This window comes from Spirosoma sp. KNUC1025 (assembly GCF_045160025.1).
Taxonomy (GTDB): domain Bacteria; phylum Bacteroidota; class Bacteroidia; order Cytophagales; family Spirosomataceae; genus Spirosoma.
In genome coordinates, this window is the sequence record NZ_CP087139.1 from 6154326 (window position 1) to 6172614 (window position 18289).

The 18289-nt window shown below is 48.8% G+C and carries 18 protein-coding genes and 2 pseudogenes; 12 read left to right on the forward strand and 8 right to left on the reverse strand.

The genetic code is table 11. The features are described from left to right. Positions 1-6: 6 nt before the first annotated feature. From LN737_RS26945 to LN737_RS26960, 4 genes are all read left to right on the forward strand, one after another. Positions 7-576 (forward strand): type 1 glutamine amidotransferase domain-containing protein, encoded by a 570-nt coding sequence (locus tag LN737_RS26945; RefSeq protein ID WP_405513737.1) that lies wholly within the window; start codon positions 7-9, stop codon positions 574-576. Positions 577-681: 105 nt separating this feature from the next. Next, on the forward strand, positions 682-2316 hold the full coding sequence (locus tag LN737_RS26950; RefSeq protein ID WP_405513739.1) for a CotH kinase family protein: 1635 nt from the start codon (positions 682-684) through the stop codon (positions 2314-2316). Between the two features lie 194 nt (positions 2317-2510). Next, positions 2511-3152 (forward strand): response regulator transcription factor, encoded by a 642-nt coding sequence (locus LN737_RS26955; RefSeq protein ID WP_405513740.1) that lies wholly within the window; start codon positions 2511-2513, stop codon positions 3150-3152. A 75-nt stretch (positions 3153-3227) separates the two neighbouring features. Then, on the forward strand, positions 3228-4100 hold the full coding sequence (locus LN737_RS26960) for a glycosyltransferase family 2 protein (protein WP_405513742.1): 873 nt from the start codon (positions 3228-3230) through the stop codon (positions 4098-4100). A 95-nt stretch (positions 4101-4195) separates the two neighbouring features. On the opposite strand, the pseudogene LN737_RS26965 reads toward LN737_RS26960, so the two are convergent. Continuing rightward, positions 4196-5067, reverse strand: a pseudogene (locus LN737_RS26965) (hydroxypyruvate isomerase family protein). 90 nt (positions 5068-5157) lie between these two features. Next, the gene (locus tag LN737_RS26970) at positions 5158-5913 is read right to left on the reverse strand and encodes a DUF1080 domain-containing protein (RefSeq protein ID WP_405513744.1); all 756 of its coding nucleotides are present in this window, start codon (positions 5911-5913) and stop codon (positions 5158-5160) included. Between the two features lie 163 nt (positions 5914-6076). Here LN737_RS26970 and moeB point away from each other — a divergent pair, with 163 nt between their 5' ends. From moeB to LN737_RS26995, 5 genes are all read left to right on the forward strand, one after another. Beyond that, positions 6077-7216, forward strand: a complete 1140-nt coding sequence (moeB, locus tag LN737_RS26975) for a molybdopterin-synthase adenylyltransferase MoeB (RefSeq protein ID WP_405513746.1) — start codon at positions 6077-6079, stop codon at positions 7214-7216. Between the two features lie 132 nt (positions 7217-7348). Further along, positions 7349-7702, forward strand: a complete 354-nt coding sequence (panD, locus tag LN737_RS26980; RefSeq protein ID WP_405513748.1) for an aspartate 1-decarboxylase — start codon at positions 7349-7351, stop codon at positions 7700-7702. A 103-nt stretch (positions 7703-7805) separates the two neighbouring features. Then, positions 7806-8858 carry a lysylphosphatidylglycerol synthase transmembrane domain-containing protein gene (locus LN737_RS26985; protein ID WP_405513750.1) on the forward strand — a complete coding sequence of 351 codons (1053 nt, stop codon included), beginning with the start codon at positions 7806-7808 and terminating at the stop codon, positions 8856-8858. A 17-nt stretch (positions 8859-8875) separates the two neighbouring features. After that, complete coding sequence (rfaE2, locus tag LN737_RS26990; RefSeq protein ID WP_405513752.1) at positions 8876-9355, forward strand: D-glycero-beta-D-manno-heptose 1-phosphate adenylyltransferase; 480 nt, start codon at positions 8876-8878, stop codon at positions 9353-9355. A 176-nt stretch (positions 9356-9531) separates the two neighbouring features. Continuing rightward, positions 9532-10197 carry a zinc metallopeptidase gene (locus LN737_RS26995; RefSeq protein WP_405520546.1) on the forward strand — a complete coding sequence of 222 codons (666 nt, stop codon included), beginning with the start codon at positions 9532-9534 and terminating at the stop codon, positions 10195-10197. Between the two features lie 129 nt (positions 10198-10326). On the opposite strand, the gene LN737_RS27000 is transcribed toward LN737_RS26995, so the two are convergent. After that, on the reverse strand, positions 10327-10725 hold the full coding sequence (locus tag LN737_RS27000; RefSeq protein ID WP_405513754.1) for a phage holin family protein: 399 nt from the start codon (positions 10723-10725) through the stop codon (positions 10327-10329). A 73-nt stretch (positions 10726-10798) separates the two neighbouring features. On the opposite strand from LN737_RS27000, the gene LN737_RS27005 reads away from it, so the two are divergent. Beyond that, positions 10799-11530: a class I SAM-dependent methyltransferase gene (locus tag LN737_RS27005; RefSeq protein ID WP_405513756.1), complete on the forward strand. Its 732-nt coding sequence runs from the start codon at positions 10799-10801 to the stop codon at positions 11528-11530. Between the two features lie 14 nt (positions 11531-11544). Here the strand turns inward: LN737_RS27005 and LN737_RS27010 are convergent, their stop codons facing one another. The 3 genes from LN737_RS27010 to LN737_RS27020 are packed head-to-tail and all read right to left on the reverse strand — an operon-like array spanning position 11545 to position 13860. Next, a complete protein-coding gene (locus LN737_RS27010; protein ID WP_405513758.1) occupies positions 11545-11919 on the reverse strand; it encodes a type II toxin-antitoxin system VapC family toxin in 375 nt (124 codons plus the stop codon). Beyond that, entirely contained in the window at positions 11916-12149 is a 234-nt protein-coding gene (locus LN737_RS27015) for a hypothetical protein (protein WP_405513760.1), read from the reverse strand. The genes LN737_RS27010 and LN737_RS27015 overlap by 4 nt, the downstream gene beginning before the upstream one ends. Before the next feature lie 25 nt (positions 12150-12174). Further along, positions 12175-13860, reverse strand: a complete 1686-nt coding sequence (locus tag LN737_RS27020; RefSeq protein WP_405513762.1) for an amino acid permease — start codon at positions 13858-13860, stop codon at positions 12175-12177. 143 nt (positions 13861-14003) lie between these two features. On the opposite strand from LN737_RS27020, the gene gldA reads away from it, so the two are divergent. Then, entirely contained in the window at positions 14004-14921 is a 918-nt protein-coding gene (gene gldA, locus LN737_RS27025) for a gliding motility-associated ABC transporter ATP-binding subunit GldA (RefSeq protein WP_405513764.1), read from the forward strand. Between the two features lie 72 nt (positions 14922-14993). Here gldA and LN737_RS27030 read toward each other — a convergent pair whose 3' ends face one another. Together LN737_RS27030 and aroB are read right to left on the reverse strand one after the other, a co-directional pair. Next, entirely contained in the window at positions 14994-15527 is a 534-nt protein-coding gene (locus LN737_RS27030; RefSeq protein ID WP_405513766.1) for a DUF4136 domain-containing protein, read from the reverse strand. A gap of 123 nt (positions 15528-15650) precedes the next feature. Further along, a pseudogene (gene aroB, locus LN737_RS27035) lies at positions 15651-16690 on the reverse strand (3-dehydroquinate synthase). 89 nt (positions 16691-16779) lie between these two features. Here aroB and LN737_RS27040 point away from each other — a divergent pair. Continuing rightward, positions 16780-18021 (forward strand): MFS transporter, encoded by a 1242-nt coding sequence (locus LN737_RS27040; RefSeq protein ID WP_405513767.1) that lies wholly within the window; start codon positions 16780-16782, stop codon positions 18019-18021. Positions 18022-18289: the final 268 nt, after the last annotated feature.

Sequence of the window (18289 nt, forward strand, 5' to 3'; positions counted from 1 at the left end):
CGTACTATGGAAACGCAACAACGATTGCAGGGAAAGAAAGTGGCCATTTTGCTTACCGATGGCTTTGAACAGGTTGAAATGACCGAACCACGTAAAGCCTTACAGGAAGCGGGTGCGACCACGCATCTGATTGCTCCTAAAGGCGGTGAAGTAAAAGGCTGGGACGAAACGGAATGGGGTGAAACATTCCCGGTCGATTTGCCTCTTGCTGGTGCTGATCCGAGTCAGTATGATGCCTTGCTTCTGCCCGGTGGGGTTATGAATCCCGACAAACTTCGTATGGAGCCAAAAGCTGTCCAGTTTGTCCGGCATTTTTTTGAGTCTCAGAAGCCCGTAGCCGCTATCTGCCATGCGCCCATTATGCTCATAGAAGCGGGTGTGGTTAAGGGCAGGAAGCTTACCTCCTACCCGTCTATACAGACGGACCTCAAAAATGCAGGTGCAAACTGGGTCGATGAGGAAGTCGTAACCGATCAGGGACTGGTTACCAGCCGGAAACCCGACGATATACCGGCCTTCAATCGAAAGATGATTGAAGAAATCCGGGAAGGGAAACACGCCCGACAACACGCGTAACGTAGGAGGCCGGTCCAATGGATCGGCCTTTTTTAATGGTGCTCTGACCCGATTTATCCAAATAAATAGTTGTATGTTTATAGCTAAACGGTTTACCCTGGCGGCATGCGTACTATTTCTCTGTGTTTATTACTGACTGTGATTCTGATGTCGAGGGGCACTTCAGCACAAACGCTTACTTCATCGAACCTTCCTATACTGATTATCAATACCAACGGCCAGACGATTCTGGATGAGCCGAAAATTGTAGCCGAATTACGTATCATCGACAACGGTTCCGGGAAACGGAACAACGTAACCGACTCCCCGGCTTTTAGCAGCAAAATAGGCATTGAGATGCGCGGAGCTACCTCACAGGACTTTTTCCCTAAAAAACCTTATGGAATTGAATTGCGCGATACGTCGGGACTAAACTCCGTGAATACTTCGCTGCTGGGTATGCCCGCCGAGTCGGACTGGGTGCTGAACGCTACGTATAACGATAAAACGCTTATTCGGGAAACGCTTACCTACGATCTGAACCGGCAGATGAGCAAGTATTACACCCCCCGCTATCGGTATTGCGAAGTAATTCTGAATGGGAGTTATAATGGGCTTTACATTCTGTTTGAGAAGATCAAGCGCGATAAAAACCGGATCGATATTTCTAATATCAAAAAAACCGACGTAGCTGGCGACGCTCTGACAGGTGGGTACATTTTCAAGATTGACAAAACAGAAGGCTCGCCATCCCGCACTTGGAATTCGCCTTATCCAAGCGTCAACGGACCGAATATCCCAATTCAGATTGATCGCCCAAAACTGGAAGATCTGGCCGAAGAACAGTTTCAATACGCAAAACAATTCATAACCGATTTTGAAAATACGCTCAAAGGCGCTCAGTATCAGGATTCACTAACGGGCTATCGAAAATACATCAACGATGATTCGTTTATTGATTATTTGCTCCTGACAGAAGTGTGCCGGAACGTAGACGGTTACCGACTCAGCACGTTTTTTTATAAAGATCGGGCAAGCAAAGGCGGTAAACTGACCATGGGGCCAATCTGGGACTACAACCTGACTTATGGCAATGTCAACTATTGCCCCGGTGGCGATTATAAAGGCTGGATTTTCGATTTTACCCGTACCTGCCCATCAGATGCGTTCCAGATGCCATTCTGGTGGGACCGGCTGATGAGCGATCAGGCATTTGCCCGGAAGGTACGTATCAAATACCAATCGCTTCGTAAAAGCACGCTACGAACGGAAGTTGTTCATAGCTATATCGACTCGGTAGCGAACGTACTGACCGAAGCCCGCACGCGAAATTTTCAGCGGTGGCCGGTAATCGGGGTTTACGTCTGGCCGAATGGGTTTGTCGGACAAACGTATCAGCAGGAAGTCGATTTTTTGAAAACCTGGGTAAAAAACCGTTTAGACTGGATGGACACGGCTGTTCAGCTTTTCGGCGTTACAGTGCTGGCTACTGAACCGAACGATTCATTCGACCTGACGATCAGCCCGAATCCCTCAGCAAACGACATTACGCTACGTTACCAGCTTCAGAAACGTACAGATGTACGGCTTACGGTAACAGACGCATCTGGCAAGACCATTCATGTAATCGATTGGCCGAACCAATCCGCCGGAGCACATCAGGAAACTTTGCCTGCGGGTTCACTGCCAGCTGCGGGTGTTTATTTCATGCAACTGAATGTAGGCGGACAGCCTGCTCAGCGAAAAATAGTGCGGTTTTAGAAGAGGCCAGATTTTCACTTTCCGGATTTCAGCGCATCATCGGCTTGCCTAAAAATGTCGCAATTTTACAATTAAATTTACCGATAAATAGTTTATTTTGAGCTTGTTAGAAATTTATTCGTATTCTAGCTTCTACGAGTTGCTTTAGCTTTTACTCATACCACATCGCCCGTATATTTATCGTCAATGATGCTATGGACAATACACGCCTGTTACTTGTTGACGATCATCAACTGATTCTGGATAGCCTGAAAATTCTCTTTACGTCGGTACCCGGCGTAGAAGTTGTTGGGACCGTAAACGATAGCCGTCGTGTACCCGATGTTCTGGCTACTACACAGGTAGACGTACTGCTTTGCGACCTGCATATGCCGCACCTGTCGGGAATTGATCTCACGCTGCTTCTGCGAAATACGCATCCGGCTGTAAAAGTCCTGCTACTGACAATGACGGAGGATGCCCGCACGATTCGCGAGGCTGTTCGAGCGGGCGCAGCAGGCTATATGCTTAAGCGAACTGGACGTAACGAACTTGAAAAAGCGATTCTGACCCTGCAATCGGGTCAACGCTACTTCTGCAACGACGTGTTGGAACAATTAGCACTTGCGGAAGAGATCGAAACAACGGACCATGACCTGCTGACAACCCTCACGGATCGCGAAGTTGACGTATTAAGGCTGATCGCCGACGAAAATCCGACGCATCAAATCGCCCAGAAACTGTTTATCAGCATTCCAACTGTAGAGACTCACCGCCGACACCTGATGCAGAAACTGGGGGTTAAAAGTGTAGTTGGCATGGTCAAATTCGCCATGAAGTACGGCCTGGCATCCTGATCGCTGGCAAAATCAGACAGCAAATCCGAAACGGCCCTATCTTTACCGGTTCGTAGTCCATTTCATTTGTTTTCCATGAAAGTAGCCGGATTCAGTTTTATCCGTAATGCCGTTGAGTTCGATTACCCCATTGTAGAAGCTATTACGTCTGTGCTGCCACTCTGCGATGAGTTTGTGATTGCCGTCGGCGATTCTGACGATGATACGCTTGCGTTGATCAAGGCCATTCCATCCGATAAAATTCGGATCATCCACACTGTTTGGGATCAAAATGCACGAACAGGTGGGCGGGTACTGGCACAGGAAACCGATAAAGCCCTGGCTGCCGTTTCACCCGATGCCGACTGGGCATTTTATATTCAGGGCGATGAAGTGCTGCATGAACAATACATTCCTGTGGTTCGGGAAGCCATGCAAACGTACTTGCCCGACAAAAGCGTTGAGGGCCTACTGTTCAAGTACTTACACTTCTACGGTTCGTATAGTTACGTTGGCGACTCCCGGCGATGGTATCGAAACGAAATACGAGTTATTCGCAATACCGGCAACGTAGTCGCCTACAAAGATGCACAGGGCTTTCGGACGCGCGATAACCGCAAATTAAACGTGAAGCCAATTGACGCTTACATCTATCACTACGGCTGGGTGAAACCACCTGAACTCCAGAAAAATCGACTCCGTTACGCTAATTATTTCTGGAATACGGAAGAAAATATTGCCAAAGCCGAAGCCCGGCTGGAGGAGTTCGACTACAGCCATATCGATTCATTGGCGCACTTTACGGGTACGCACCCGACCGTTATGCAAGCCCGCGTCGACCGGCTGAACTGGCCGTTTACGTTCGACACAAGCCAAAAGCATTACTCCCCAAGAGTCCGCTTCCTGACCTTTATCGAAAAGCTAACAGGCTGGCGGGTTGGAGAGTATAAGAATTATAAAAAGGTGTAAGTGGAGTAAAGGAGGAGGGGAAGAAAGGGACGAGGGGGATTTACTGATAATCCCTTTTGTCCCTTTCTTCCCCTCCTCCTTTACTCCCCTCTTTTTTAAACATCACACAACAACACCGCTTCTTTCAGACTGGTGAGCGGGTCGCGTTTGGGAATGAACTCCTGCGCAACGAAGCCTTTGTAGCCCGTGTCGACAATGGCTTTCATGATGGCAGGGTAATACAATTCCTGGGTTTCGTCGATTTCATTACGTCCAGGATTCCCCCCGTGTGGTAGTGACCAAAGTATTGGTGATTGGCCCGAATGGTCCGGATGATATCGCCCTCCATGATCTGCATGTGGTAGATATCGTACAGCAATTTGAAGTTTTCCGAGCCAAGTTTTTTGCACAGCTCAACTCCCCAGGCCGAATGATCGCACATATAATCTTTATGGTCGACCTTGCTGTTGAGCAATTCCATAATCATCGTAACGCCGTACTTTTCGGCACTGGGCATCAGCCGTTTCAGACCGGTAACGCAGTTATTCATGCCTTCCTCATCACTCATTCCCCGCCGGTTGCCCGAAAAGCAGATAACTTTATCGTAACCAGCTTCCTTGAGTTTAGGGAAAATTGCTTCATAACTGGCCACCAGTTCGTCATGAAATTTCGGATTGTTGAACCCGTCGGGAATGCCCTTTCCAGCGCCCTGTGGCATAGAGCAGGTCAGGCCATATTTTTTCAGCACAGGCCACTCGGCGGGACCAAGCAGATCGATACCTGTAATTCCCATTTCTTTTGTTGCCTTACAAAAGTCCTCGAGTGGGATTTTACCGTAGCACCATTTACAAACCGAATGATTGATACGTCCCTTCAGCGTGGGAGCCGTTTGTTCAGATTGAGTCATAGCATGGGCAAGAGAGTCCGTCAGGGCAGGCAACGTCAGGGCGGTGCCAGTTAAGGTTTTCAGAGCCGTTCGGCGTATCATAATAAGTGAAAGAGTGAAAGAGTGAAAGTGCGAAAGGTGATTGATGGGCTGCTATTGGCTCATTCACTCTTTCGCTCTTTCACTCATTGATTACAGTTCGCGTATCCGGATATTGCGAAACCAGACTTTGTTGCCGTGGTCTTGCAGGGCAATGTGCCCCTTATCGTACTTACCAAAGCCTTCCCACCCCTTAAATTTACTCTCTGAAACCATTTTATCCCACTCAGGACCACTGGTGGAGTACTCTGCCGTTTTTTTACCGTTCAGGTATTGCTCCGCTTTGCCGTTGTTAATGACCAGACGCGCTTTGTTCCACTCTCCGGCCGGTTTGGCAGCATTGGGCGTAACGGGCTTCTGCAGATCATAGAGCGAACCCGCCGTACGGTTTCCATCACGACCCTGTTTAGCGTCCGGATGACGCTCGTTATCCAGCACCTGCATTTCCGGGCCAGTCTGGTAGGTGGCTTTGAATTTGGGGTCTTCGTGAACGTGGTAGATGATACCACTATTGCCGCCCTCGGCAATTTTCCACTCGATTTCGAGTTCAAAGTTGCCGTATTCTTTGTCTGTAACGAGGTCTCCCGCGCCACCCGATGCCAGATGAATAGCCCCATCATCAACGGTCCATTTGTCGGAAATGGGTTGACCTTCTTTCAGATACGTATGCCATCCTTTGAGCGTTTTCCCGTCGAATAAACTTTCCCAGCCGCCTTTTTTCAGCGTACTAACCGCGCTGGGTTCGTGGGAAGAAAGAGTCGTTTTGATTGGGTTTCCATTAAGGGTTATGGCAAGAGACAAAAGGCCAGCTGTGATTGATAGCTTGCCCGAAAAACGCACATGGTTCATAGTTGAGAAACGTTAGGATTTTGACGGGACAATAGTAATGAAAAAAAGTATTGCCTATACGTTTGCAAAATATTTACCTTTAACTCAATGTAGCGCAATTTTAACCAGCACAAATCTGTTGGATTAATGCACCATCCTCTTGAATTGCGTAACGCATTATATCATGGAAGCAACAACGTTAGTACCTTCTGAAAAACAACGCTATCAGAAACACCTGAACTTACCCGAAATAGGCGCACAAGGTCAGTTACGACTAAAAAATTCCCGCGTACTGGTTGTGGGAGCCGGTGGGTTAGGCTGTCCGGTTCTCCTGTACCTGACAGCTGCTGGCGTTGGCAGAATTGGCGTTATTGATCCGGACGTAGTGGACCTGAGCAATCTGCAAAGGCAGGTGATTTACACAACCGATGAGGTCGGCAAACCCAAAGCCAAAATTGCTGTCAATCACCTCAAACGGCTTAATCCCGAAATCAATTTTGATACCTACACCATGGCGCTCGATATCAGCAATGCCCGCGCCATTATTGACGAATATGACGTAGTGGTCGACTGCACCGATAATTTCAAGGTGCGGTATCTGGTAAACGATATCTGTGTTACGTTGGATAAACCCTTCGTATACGGCGCCATCCACCGCTTCGAAGGACAGGTTGCCGTTTTGAACGCCGATCTTAAAAATGGTCGGAAAGGGCCTACGTACCGCTGTCTGTTCCCTGAGTATCCCAACGAAATCGAAATTCCGAATTGCAACGTAACGGGCGTACTGGGCGTCTTGCCGGGCGTTATCGGTACGTATCAGGCCAATGAAGTAATTAAGCTCATAACGGAAATCGGCGAACCACTCACCGAGCATCTGTTGATGATCGATTTGTTGGCAATGAGTCAGCAAAAAATAAAAGCCAGGCGTCAGATCAATGCCGAAGAGCTTGCTGAACAGGGATTGGCTACGGCCGGAGTACGACCTGATCCCGGTTCGCAGGGGCCACAGAAAATGTCGGCTCGTGAGTTAGCCGAACGATTGGCCGAAGGCGACAACATCTTCCTGCTGGACGTCCGCGAGCGGCCCGAATATGACCTTTGCCACTTAGAAGGTGCCGTACTGATTCCGATCGATATGATACCGAACAACCGCAAACGTATCCCGACCGACCGGCCGGTTGTCGTGTATTGCCACCACGGTATCCGCTCAGCCAACGTAGCTCAATACCTCTACGCACAGGATGGTCTGACCAATCTGTACAACCTCGAAGGGGGTATCAATGCCTGGGCGCGGGATATCGAACCCGAAATGGCCGTGTATTAACAACAGCAAAGGCTATTCCGGCTTGACGCTTCCTGCCGGAACCAAGCCGTAGGCAAGGCTGTTTTTGGGGTGCCGTTCGCTAAGGATAGCTATTGCTACGTTCAGGGCTCGGGCGGCATTATTTAACAAATCATGTTTCTTACCGTATTAAAGTCGAAGCTGCACCGCGTCAAAGTCACGCAGGCAGAACTCAATTACGTCGGAAGTATTACGATTGACGAAGATCTGATGGATGCAGCTGGTTTGCTGGAAAATGAGCAGGTGCACGTCGTCAACAACAATAATGGGGAGCGGCTCGTGACCTATGTAATCAAAGGCGAGCGCGGCTCGGGCATTATTTGCCTCAACGGAGCAGCCGCCCGACGCGCGCAGGTTGGCGATATCATTATCATCATCTCGTACGCTATGATGACGGCCGATGAAGCAAAAAGCTTTAAACCAACTGTCGTTTTCCCGGATGATAACAACCGGCTGGTAAAGGATTAACAGCCTTTTAACCGAAACTCCGTTACTTTGCAGCTAAGTAACGCGGATTGAAAGCCGCGATTTCATTCACTTCAACGCGGTTGGTAATCCGCGTTACTGGCTTATGAATTTAAAAAATATCCTTAAGTACCTTATCTCGCTGGCCATTGCGGGGGGATTGCTCTGGTTCACATTCAAGCAAAGTCACCTCGATGCAGGCGACTTATGGAAAAAAATCAGCGCGGCCGATTATCGCTGGGTATTGCTGTCTGCCTTATTTACCATAGTAGCCCACTGGAGCCGGGCCGAACGGTGGCGTATCTTACTGGAACCGGTTATTCCGCAGCGAACAAACTCGCTTGATACGACGGCCAGCGTTTTAACCGGCTATCTGGCTAACCTTGCCCTGCCCAGGGCTGGCGAAGTGGCCCGCTGCGGTACGCTTTACCGGCTATCCGGCGTTCCGGTCAACGTTAGTTTTGGCACGGTGGTAGCCGAACGGCTGTTTGACCTGCTAATGCTGATGCTTTTGCTCGGTGCTACGTTCATCCTGGAGTTTAACCGGCTGAGTCAGTTCTTCATGGAATTTCTGGGTGGTAAGCTTCCCAAAGGCTCCAGCGGTTCGGGAATTCTGCTGTTGGTCGTCGCAGGTCTGCTGGGCGTAGCGTTGCTGGGCTGGTTCTTATTCAATCGATATCGTGAAGCACTGGGTAGGCATCCGCTTTATCAAAAAGTCAGCGGTTTCGCCAAAGGGCTGCTGGCTGGCCTGTTGAGTGTCCGTAAGCTACGTCGGCCAGGTGCCTTCGTTCTACACACTCTGCTTATCTGGACGATGTATTATCTGATGTCGTTCAGTCTGTTTTTTGCCATGCCAGCCACAACGAACCTCGGTCCACTAGCCGGACTGACCATTTTGGTGGTGGGTTCGCTGGGAATGGCAGCGCCTACGCCGGGAGGAATTGGCTCGTTTCATTTACTGGTTGGGCAGGTTGCGCTTCTGTACGGACTAACCAGTCAGGACGGGCAGGTACTAGCGACATTCATTCACGGGGTTTCGACCATCATGATTATCATTCTGGGCATACTGGCGCTACTGGTCGTATTGCTACGTCGAAATAAAACTACCGACCTCCCCGACGTTCTGGACGATCCAAAGGCAATCCGGCTGGAACGATAATTGCCGACTTTCACTTTATGACTGAATCCAAAATTCTAACCCGCGAGCAGGCGATTGCTCAGGCGGATCGATGGCGTGCCGATGGGCAGCAGATTGTTTTTACCAACGGTTGTTTCGACATTGTTCATCTGGGTCATATCGACTACCTCGAAAAAGCCCGTCATCTTGGCGACCGGTTAATTTTGGGGCTTAACACGGATGCATCCGTCAGTTGCATCAAAGGCCCGTTACGTCCTGTTGTCAATGAATATGCCCGTGCCCGGCTTATGGCCGCCCTCGAATTTGTTGATGCCGTTACGCTATTTGGCGAACCGACTCCGCTGGAGCTTATTGAAGCCGTACGCCCGGATGTGCTGGTCAAAGGCAACGATTATACGGTAGCGACCATCGTCGGTGCCGACTTTGTATTGGGCCGGGGCGGGCGGGTTGAAACGATCGAGCTAGTGCCCGGTTACTCAACAACCAAGCTTATCGAACGTATCAAACAAAGCTATTAGCACAGCTTCGGCGAATCCAACTGGGCGTAGGGCTTGTTGAATGGTGCTGGAATTGGATAAATGGCGAAGAGTTGGGATACTTTTTAATCCCAACTGTTGTTCTATTACTAACGACGCAATATGTTAGTCGTTTTATTAAAACCAAACCTGACTAATTGACGATGATCTGGTTAATTATGATACTTATCTTCGGCGCCAGTGCCTTTGTGAGCTGGCGTTTGCGAAGCAAATTCAACGAATACTCTCAAATTGGCCTGAGCAATGGCATGAGCGGTGCCGAAGTGGCCCAGACCATGCTACGGCAAAACGGCATTTATGACGTCCGTGTTGTATCGGTAGAAGGTATGCTCACCGACCATTATAACCCGGAAGAAAAAACCGTTAACCTGAGTGCCGACGTGTATTATGGCCGGAGCGTAGCTGCTGCGGCTGTTGCTTCGCACGAATGCGGACACGCTGTACAGCATCAGGTTGCCTATGCGCCCTTAAAACTCCGTTCGGCAATGGTGCCTGTACTCACGGTTTCATCACGCTATTTGCAATGGGTGCTGCTGGGTGGCATTTTGCTGCTGCAAACCACACCGATCCCACTGGCAATTGGTGTAGGACTTTTTGCGCTGACAACTTTATTTTCGTTTATAACCCTACCCGTTGAGTTTGACGCCAGCCGCAGAGCGTTGGCCTGGATTCAGACAAACGGCGTTGTCAACCAGCGTGAATACGGTTTTGCGAAAGATGCTCTCTGGTGGGCCGCCATGACATACGTAGTGGCCGCGCTTGGTTCGCTCGCTACGTTGCTGTATTACGCCAGTCTGTTGATGGGTGGCCGACGTAGCGATTAATTTTTGAATACATCTGAACTTGAAAAAGCCGCATCAGCAATGGTGCGGCTTTTTTAGTTGCTGGTCAATGGTCATTACGCTTCGCTGTCACTGGTCATTGGCTGACAGTACTAATGACCAGTGACCAATTCACACAACCAGCCGGATTATATACCGACTTACCTCATAACCCGATTCAACCATTTCCGGTGTTGGGGCTGAGCGATCAATAAGCATTCCCGCCACAGCGACAGCCAACGCAATGACGAGAGCGGGCCAGAAACCAACGATGGTAAAACTATCCATAAATTTGTCGATCAGCTTCAGTAAAACCGCTGTAACCACAATCCGAACAATACCGGTCAGCAGGAAAAAGGTGACCAGGTTCAACGGGAAGCGAATGATCCAGCCTATAAAAAAATTGAGCAGGCCAAGGAGTACAGCGATCAGAAGGGCCGTTCCAAAGTTTTTAACATCAACCTGAGGCATCAGGTAAGCCAGGCCGAAAATCACGGCCGCATCGAGCAGTAAATGTAGAATGAGATTCATAATCAGGCGTATTTGATTTTCTTGAACAACCGTTTCTAACAAGGGGTTGTTTAGCTTTAACCCCTGCCAAATTATGGATCGTCTCTGGATTTTACTACTCGTTTCTTTGCTGTCCTGTGGTCAGGGAAGCTCTCAGCAAACAGTTACTAAGTCGTCACCTGCCGATAGTGCCAAATACTACCAGTATCGAAACGCTACGCGCGACGGGATTGGAAAAACCTATATGGGTCGTGAGATCGCACAGGTTATGGGGCACCTTGGCGCATCATGGCTCGAACGGCCGGAGCGGGAGCGGGAAGAACGTACCGATTTATTACTGAAAGCACTCAACCTGAAACCAACGGACGTAGTGGCTGATATTGGTGCCGGAACAGGTTTCTTTACGTTTCTGATGGCACCCGAAATACCCCAGGGGAAGGTGCTGGCCGTGGATATCCAACCGGAGATGATTGAGTACCTGAACGAAGGGAAAGTCAAACGAAAGTTTACAAACGTAACGCCTGTTCTAGGCACCGAGTCTGATCCTAAATTAGCGGCCAATAGTATTGATATGGCCATTCTGATCGATGCTTACCATGAGTTTTCGTACCCGCGCGAAATGATGAACCATATTGTGTCGGCACTGAAACCGGGCGGCCGTATCGTACTGGTTGAGTACCGCGCTGAAGACCCAAACGTACCGATCAAGGAATTACATAAACTCAGCGTGGCACAGGCAACTAAAGAAATGAAAGCGGCTGGGCTGAAACTTCTGAAAAATGACGATCGGCTCCCTCAGCAGCATATTATGTTTTTTGGGAAGTGATAACAGTATGAGCACTAAGGCTCGTGAAGCACAATTCCCGGCATAAAGGCAAAATCTTTGGTATTGTACGTAAAAAGTGGAATGCCGGTCACTAATGCCGTTGCTCCGATTAGCGCGTCAGGAATGCGTAAATCATGACTAAGTCTGAATTGTGCCATTAGTTCGATAGCCTTCCCAGAAGTTTCGGCAGTAATTTGAATGACGTCATAGAATACTAGTTTTTTACGCATTGCCAACAATTCAGCTTTGTTACGCATTCCTCGGTACAGCTCCATTACTGAAACAGAAGAAAGCACAATATTGTCAAAGCCAATCGAAGCTAGCAAGTCAATTGTGGGTTGATGCTGGTTAAATGCGTGAATAAACACATTTGTGTCACACAGAATCATAGCCGATCTCCCCAAGCATCTTTACGGATTCCTTCCAGCGTTCTTGGATTATCTTTCCATATACCAAACAAAGCAGTTGGATCAGTGCTTTTATCGCCCTTTGTAATCTCTGGTCTAGAATCGCCCCTGCTGGCTTTTACAGAGAGTTCATCAAGAAATTTATTCTCCCGAAGCCACTCCATCAGAGTTTCCAGCTTATCCTGGTCGTCCACTTCAATTGTAACCTTCATTGCTTTATTGTTTTTGCTAATAACACTATTCTATCCCTACCGCGTTCTCCTCTTTCGCCAGCTTACTTTTCCGGAATCCGTACGAAAAATAAATGACCAGGCCGATAACCAGCCAGATACCGAAAATCTTCCAGTTGCTAGCGCCTAATTCAGTCATCAGATAAAGGTTGGTTAGCACGCCAATGACGGGCAGCAACGAGAAATTATACCGAAAGCCCTGGATAGCAAGAATCGCCCATACACCCCAGAATACCACTAGTAACGGCTTGCTTTCTAACGTTTGTAAGGCTTCACCCTTCGTTAAGGCATACGCCAGTACGGCTAATAAAACTACCCCAATAATATACTTGCCATTAATATAGGGCACCTTGAATTTCGACTGCGCTGTAAGCCCCTTGGCATCCAGGTATAAAATTCCGGCGCAAACAAGAATGAACGCAAAAAACGTCCCGACGCTGGTCAGATCAACAAAGAATTTCAGATCCATGAACAATGATGGGACGGCCACCAGAAAACCCGTAACGATAGTAGCAAACGAAGGTGTTTTGTATTTAGGATGAATTCGTGAAAACCGTTTCCAGAGCAAACCATCGCGGCTCATCGTCATCCAGATGCGCGGTTGGCCGAGTTGATAAACCAGCAACGCACTCGTGATTGCGACAACCGCACTGACTGAAATTACGCCAGCTACAAAATCGAGGTTTACTTTCTGAAATACATAAGCCAGTGGGTCACTCACACCTAATTCTTTGTAGTTGACCATGCCTGTCAGGACCAGGGTAATCAGCACGTAGAGAACCGTGCAGATACCCAGGCAATAGAGCATGGCGCGGGGCAGATCGCGTTGGGGATTCTTACACTCTTCGGCCGTCGTTGAAATAGAGTCGAACCCAATAAAGGCAAAAAACACCGATGCCACCCCACTCAGTACACCCGACACCCCATTGGGCGCAAAGGGCGACCAGTTGGCGGGTTTCACATAAAAAGCGCCTACACCAATGACCAGTCCAATGACAGCTAACTTGAGCACAACCAGAATATTACTCGCCGTACGTGATTCCTTAATGCCGATATACACCAGGGCCGTAATCAGTACCGTAATGGCTCCGGCAGGCAGGTTGGCAATCAGATGGAGATTACCAATCACTGGAGCATTGGCATAGGCATCTGCCAGCAAACGTGTATTTTCGGGCAACGTAGCAAGGTCAGTACCCGCCTGTTTGGTTTGTTGCACCAGTTCGAAAGCGCGGGCTGCGGAGCCATAGTCTGTAGCGAAGTATTTTGGAAACGTAATGCCAAAGCCGCTCAGCATCGAGGTGAAATACTCCGACCAGGAAATGGCGACAACCATATTACTGACAGCATATTCGAGAATGAGTGCCCAGCCAATAACCCAGGCAAAAATCTCCCCAAAGGCTACGTAGGCATATGTATAAGCGCTGCCACTCACGGGTACGGTACTGGCAAACTGGGCGTAACTTAAGGCCGTAAACACACACGCAATGGCCGTAAAGACAAACAGCAGCGATACGGCCGGGCCACCATTATAACTGGCCAGACCAATGGTACTAAAAATACCGGCCCCAATGATTGCAGCAATGCCAAATGAAGTCAGGTCACGAACACCCAGGGTCTTCACCAGCTTACTTGACTCCCCTTCTGAGGCATCACTTAAAATTTGTGTTACGGTCTTTTTGCGAAAAAGCGACATGGGCTGATGAAGAAAAACAGTGTCTATTGGTGTTAAACCGCTAAAAATAGAAATTCTTTCCGGTTTTTTGTCTGTGCGTTCCCATTCATCGTATGCCAATCGTCCAGAATCCGTCGTTCATTAGTCAGCAGTAACTGTAGCGTATGTCCATCCGAGTTCAAAATCTTACCAAGGAATATAAACAACAACGTGCCGTCGACCAGATTTCACTGGTGGTAAAGCCCGGCGAAATTGTTGGCTTTCTAGGCCCAAATGGTGCCGGAAAATCCACAACCATGAAAATTGCAACAGGCTATATTCCCCCAACCGACGGGACGGTAGATGTCAATGGGTTCGACGTTCGGACCCACCCGATGGACGTTCGACGGAGCGTCGGCTACCTGCCTGAGCATAATCCGCTCTATCTGGATATGTACGTCAAAGAATACCTGCGCTTTGCGGGGTCCCTACATGGTCTGGCGGGTTCGGCATTAACCCAACGTATCACCGACATGATCGAGCTGGTTGGTTTGGGCCGAGAGCAGCACAAACAGATCGGGCAGCTTTCCAAAGGATATCGGCAGCGCGTTGGGCTGGCGCAGGCATTGATTCATAATCCGCCCGTTCTGATTCTGGATGAGCCAACAACGGGGTTAGATCCCAACCAATTAGCTGAAATTCGTCAGGTTATACGGGATGCCGGGCGCGATAAAACGGTGCTTTTCTCAACCCATATCATGCAGGAAGTCGAGGCCATCTGCGACCGGGTGGTGATTATCAATCGGGGTAAAATTGTGGCAGATGCTACTCTGAGCCAATTACGAAGTGCTTCAGCCAGTGAAGGTATTGTCGTGGTGGCAGAATTTGAAAGTGAGTTACCATCCGCCAACGTACTGAGCACCATTCCGGGTGTTGAACGGGTAGAACCTTTGGGAAAGGGTCAATACCGCATTACGGCCAGCCCAACTACCGATTTACGGGTAACTATTTTTCGACTTGCCGCCGATCAAAATCTTACGCTGGTGGGGCTTCGTCAACAGGAAAATTCGCTGGAAGGAATTTTTAAGGAGTTAACCAGGTAATGAATAATGGGTAATATATAATGCTATAAACAGTCATTATACATTACCCATTATTCATTATACACTCATCCACTATTTGACTGTCGCCATCAACGGATACTGGTCGAAAATTGACCGGACAATGCCTTTGAAATAGTTATTCTTGAAATTCTGGTTGCGCATCATCTTGGAGGCATAACCTTTCCATATCACTTGGTACGATTCGGCATCAATGAGCGAAATCATCAGCGTACCTTCGTCCAGGTTGTAATCAATACGTTTGTATGTAGCGTCATCATCTTCCCGAACAACCCAGTCTTTAATAACAGGCTGCTGATACCCCCGGAAACGAAGATCGGAGCGGAAGATATTATACGAAATCAGGAGATTTGGATTACGGTTACTGACACGGTATCCCCGCGCTTCCATTTGGTGCCGAATGGCATCCTGAATGTCGGAACAAAGCAGGGTGGAGTCGACAAATTCGCACTCCAGGAAATTAAAGGATTCGTAGTTTTTGAAATGGCCTTCGTAGCTGTAATCATGCTCCACAAATAACCGACTCGACGAACAGCCCGCCAGAGCAAGAGCGGCCAGGGTAAAGAGAATTCCGATGCACTTTTTCATACCCACAGTTGTAAAATGTTTTCAATAGACGAATTAGGTTAATCTATATAATGACGATACTTTGTTGGTCGAACCCAAATATAATCGTAAATGTTTGGCAAACAATGAAGTATTCACCAAAATTTAATTCTTAGTTAGGCCCCGGTAAAACTCCAGTCCCCGACGCATTTCGGCGGTTGTTACGGTGACATCATAGGTACAACTTCCAGGTCCATCCAGCAACGCCATACGAACCTGATTGCCCCGGTTTTTTTTGTCCTGAAGAGTCAGCGCCAGAATCGGCTCAATATCCTCATCCAGTATCTTCACATTCCCATATACGGAAAAAAGGTACTCTTCGGTTGCGTCCAACAGCGATTGATCGATCATTTTTTTGTGAAACGCAATAAAAGCTTCGGCAACCATGCCTACCGCTATGGCTTCGCCGTGTAGCAAGCGCTTTCGGGACTGGGTCAGAAAGTAGGTTTCTACAGCATGGCCGAGTGTATGACCAAAGTTTAAAATCTTGCGTATGCCCTTTTCAGTAGGGTCCTCAGCCACCACACGCTTCTTCACCGCTACGGAATGAGCCACCAGAGTCGGCCAGTCCTGTTCATCCAGTTCACGTCGACGTATCACCTCCCACATATTGGCATCCGCAATCAGACAATGCTTGATTACTTCTGCAAAACCCGACCGTAATTCGCGCTCGGGCAACGTAGCCAGAAACGCCGGATCGATCAGCACGGCATCGGGCTGCTGAAAGACGCCAATATGGTTTTTGAAGCCCCGGAAATCGATACCGAGCTTGCCGCCCACACTGGCATCGACCTGGGCCAGTAACGTAGTGGGCAGCTGGACAAAAGCGATACCCCGCTTATACGTAGCGGCACAAAAACCACCCATATCGCCAATGACCCCCCCGCCCAGGTTGATGACCAGCCCATAGCGATCAAAATTGGCCCGTGTCAGAGCCTCCCAGATCAGTTCACAGGTGGCAAGGTGTTTTTGTTCTTCCCTGATTTAATGCGAATAAGCGTATGCTTCGGCAAAAGGGGTTTTAGTTCGGGGTAACAATAGCGGAACGTATGATTGTCGGCAATAACGGCGATGTCCGAAAAATCATGAGAATCGAGGAAAGCAGGCAGGCTTTCAGTAAGTGGAGCGATGGATACAATTGACATGCTGTAAAAATACGTTGGTCGTCGGTGGGTATAATGACAAACCCATAAGTATTTTTGGTCTTTCCCTCTACTCCCCTCCCCTGCGTCTTATGAAGGTCCGCTACCGCGTTCTTACGGGCTTATTCCTGCTCTCAACCATTACTTACCTCGACCGCGTTTGTATGAACGTAGTAAGCAAGTATGTAAAAACGGATTTACAGCTCGATAACGAACAATTTGGCTGGATACTGGGAAGCTTTTCGCTGGCTTACGCGCTGTTCGAAATTCCTACCGGCGCCCTCGGCGACAAAATTGGTCCCCGGCGTGTTCTGACGCGGGTTGTGCTGTGGTGGTCGGGGTTTACAGCCCTTACCGGCACGGCTTTCAATTTCCTGTATCTGCTTGTCGTTCGGTTTCTGTTCGGAATTGGTGAAGCAGGAGCTTATCCCAATGCGTCGATCGTAATTGCCCGCTGGTTTCCTGCTGTGGAAGTTGGACGCGCCCAGTCGGCTATATGGGCCGCCGGACGCCTGGGTGGTTCGTTGACTCCGCTGGTTGTGATTCCGCTGGTTCATGCGGTAGGCTGGCGGTGGGCCTTTGCGGTATTAGGCGTTTTAGGCGTCATATGGGCCGTAAGCTGGTACAGCTGGTTTCGCGATGAGCCCTCCGAAAAAGCAGGAATCAGCGACGAAGAGGTAAAAAAGATAGAGGCCGAACGTAGCAGCAAGCCTACAGACCACCGCATCCCCTGGACAACCATTATCCGCAACCCCGATTTATGGGCGCTGATGCTGATGTGCCATCTGTTTTTTTACGGGTCGTATTTCTTCACGAACTGGTCGTCGGTGTATTTTCAGGAAGGACGGGGAATGACCGAAGACCAAACCAAAAATTTCATTTCCCTTTCGTACTTTCTGGGAGCTATTGGTTGCCTGGTCGGTGGTGTGTTAAGTGACGCACTGACCAAACGGTATGGTCTGAAAATAGGACGCCGGGCAGTAGGTATAGGCGGCCTGGGGCTATCGAGTCTGTTTTTTCTGCTGGCAGGCTTAACAACTGACAACCAGACAGCTGGCTATTTACTGGCTATGTGCGTCTTGTCGAAAGATCTGGCGTTACCCGTAGCGTTTGCCGTATGCGTCGATATTGGCCAGCGAAATTCGGGAACGGTGGCAGGATCGATGAACTTCGCGGGGCAACTGGGCGGCTTTTTCATTACCATCCTGTTTGGTACCATTGTCAAGCAAACCAACAATTTCAATTACCCACTTTTTATGATTGCGGGTTGCCTGCTCGTCAGTGCGCTACTATGGCTACGGATTGATCCAACAAAAAGGGTTGCAATCAAATAATAACGTAACATGGACTAATGACTAATGCTCGGGTTTAGTTCGCGCTACGTTAGATTAAGCCCGTAAATAGCTAAGATTGCTACCAGTCCTATGGGTCTATTTGAACGGAACGACACGGTAGAAAAATCGTTTATCTGTGAGATACCGTACTGTCAGTATTAACCAGAGTATTGTTGAAAAATTCCATAAAAAAAGTGGTGACACAGAATGTCACCACTTGCCTTTCAATGAGTTTTATTGGCCTGTTCTTCGGCCACGCTACGTGTCT

Bases quoted from the DNA above. Each gene is read 5' to 3' on its own strand.
- LN737_RS26945 (WP_405513737.1), top strand. From the start codon at position 7: ATGGAAACGCAACAACGATTGCAGGGAAAGAAAGTGGCCATTTTGCTT.
- LN737_RS26950 (WP_405513739.1), top strand. From the start codon at position 682: ATGCGTACTATTTCTCTGTGTTTATTACTGACTGTGATTCTGATGTCG.
- LN737_RS26955 (WP_405513740.1), top strand. From the start codon at position 2,511: ATGGACAATACACGCCTGTTACTTGTTGACGATCATCAACTGATTCTG.
- LN737_RS26960 (WP_405513742.1), top strand. From the start codon at position 3,228: ATGAAAGTAGCCGGATTCAGTTTTATCCGTAATGCCGTTGAGTTCGAT.
- LN737_RS26970 (WP_405513744.1), bottom strand. From the start codon at position 5,913: ATGAACCATGTGCGTTTTTCGGGCAAGCTATCAATCACAGCTGGCCTT.
- moeB (WP_405513746.1), top strand. From the start codon at position 6,077: ATGGAAGCAACAACGTTAGTACCTTCTGAAAAACAACGCTATCAGAAA.
- panD (WP_405513748.1), top strand. From the start codon at position 7,349: ATGTTTCTTACCGTATTAAAGTCGAAGCTGCACCGCGTCAAAGTCACG.
- LN737_RS26985 (WP_405513750.1), top strand. From the start codon at position 7,806: ATGAATTTAAAAAATATCCTTAAGTACCTTATCTCGCTGGCCATTGCG.
- rfaE2 (WP_405513752.1), top strand. From the start codon at position 8,876: ATGACTGAATCCAAAATTCTAACCCGCGAGCAGGCGATTGCTCAGGCG.
- LN737_RS26995 (WP_405520546.1), top strand. From the start codon at position 9,532: ATGATACTTATCTTCGGCGCCAGTGCCTTTGTGAGCTGGCGTTTGCGA.
- LN737_RS27000 (WP_405513754.1), bottom strand. From the start codon at position 10,725: ATGAATCTCATTCTACATTTACTGCTCGATGCGGCCGTGATTTTCGGC.
- LN737_RS27005 (WP_405513756.1), top strand. From the start codon at position 10,799: ATGGATCGTCTCTGGATTTTACTACTCGTTTCTTTGCTGTCCTGTGGT.
- LN737_RS27010 (WP_405513758.1), bottom strand. From the start codon at position 11,919: ATGATTCTGTGTGACACAAATGTGTTTATTCACGCATTTAACCAGCAT.
- LN737_RS27015 (WP_405513760.1), bottom strand. From the start codon at position 12,149: ATGAAGGTTACAATTGAAGTGGACGACCAGGATAAGCTGGAAACTCTG.
- LN737_RS27020 (WP_405513762.1), bottom strand. From the start codon at position 13,860: ATGTCGCTTTTTCGCAAAAAGACCGTAACACAAATTTTAAGTGATGCC.
- gldA (WP_405513764.1), top strand. From the start codon at position 14,004: ATGTCCATCCGAGTTCAAAATCTTACCAAGGAATATAAACAACAACGT.
- LN737_RS27030 (WP_405513766.1), bottom strand. From the start codon at position 15,527: ATGAAAAAGTGCATCGGAATTCTCTTTACCCTGGCCGCTCTTGCTCTG.
- LN737_RS27040 (WP_405513767.1), top strand. From the start codon at position 16,780: ATGAAGGTCCGCTACCGCGTTCTTACGGGCTTATTCCTGCTCTCAACC.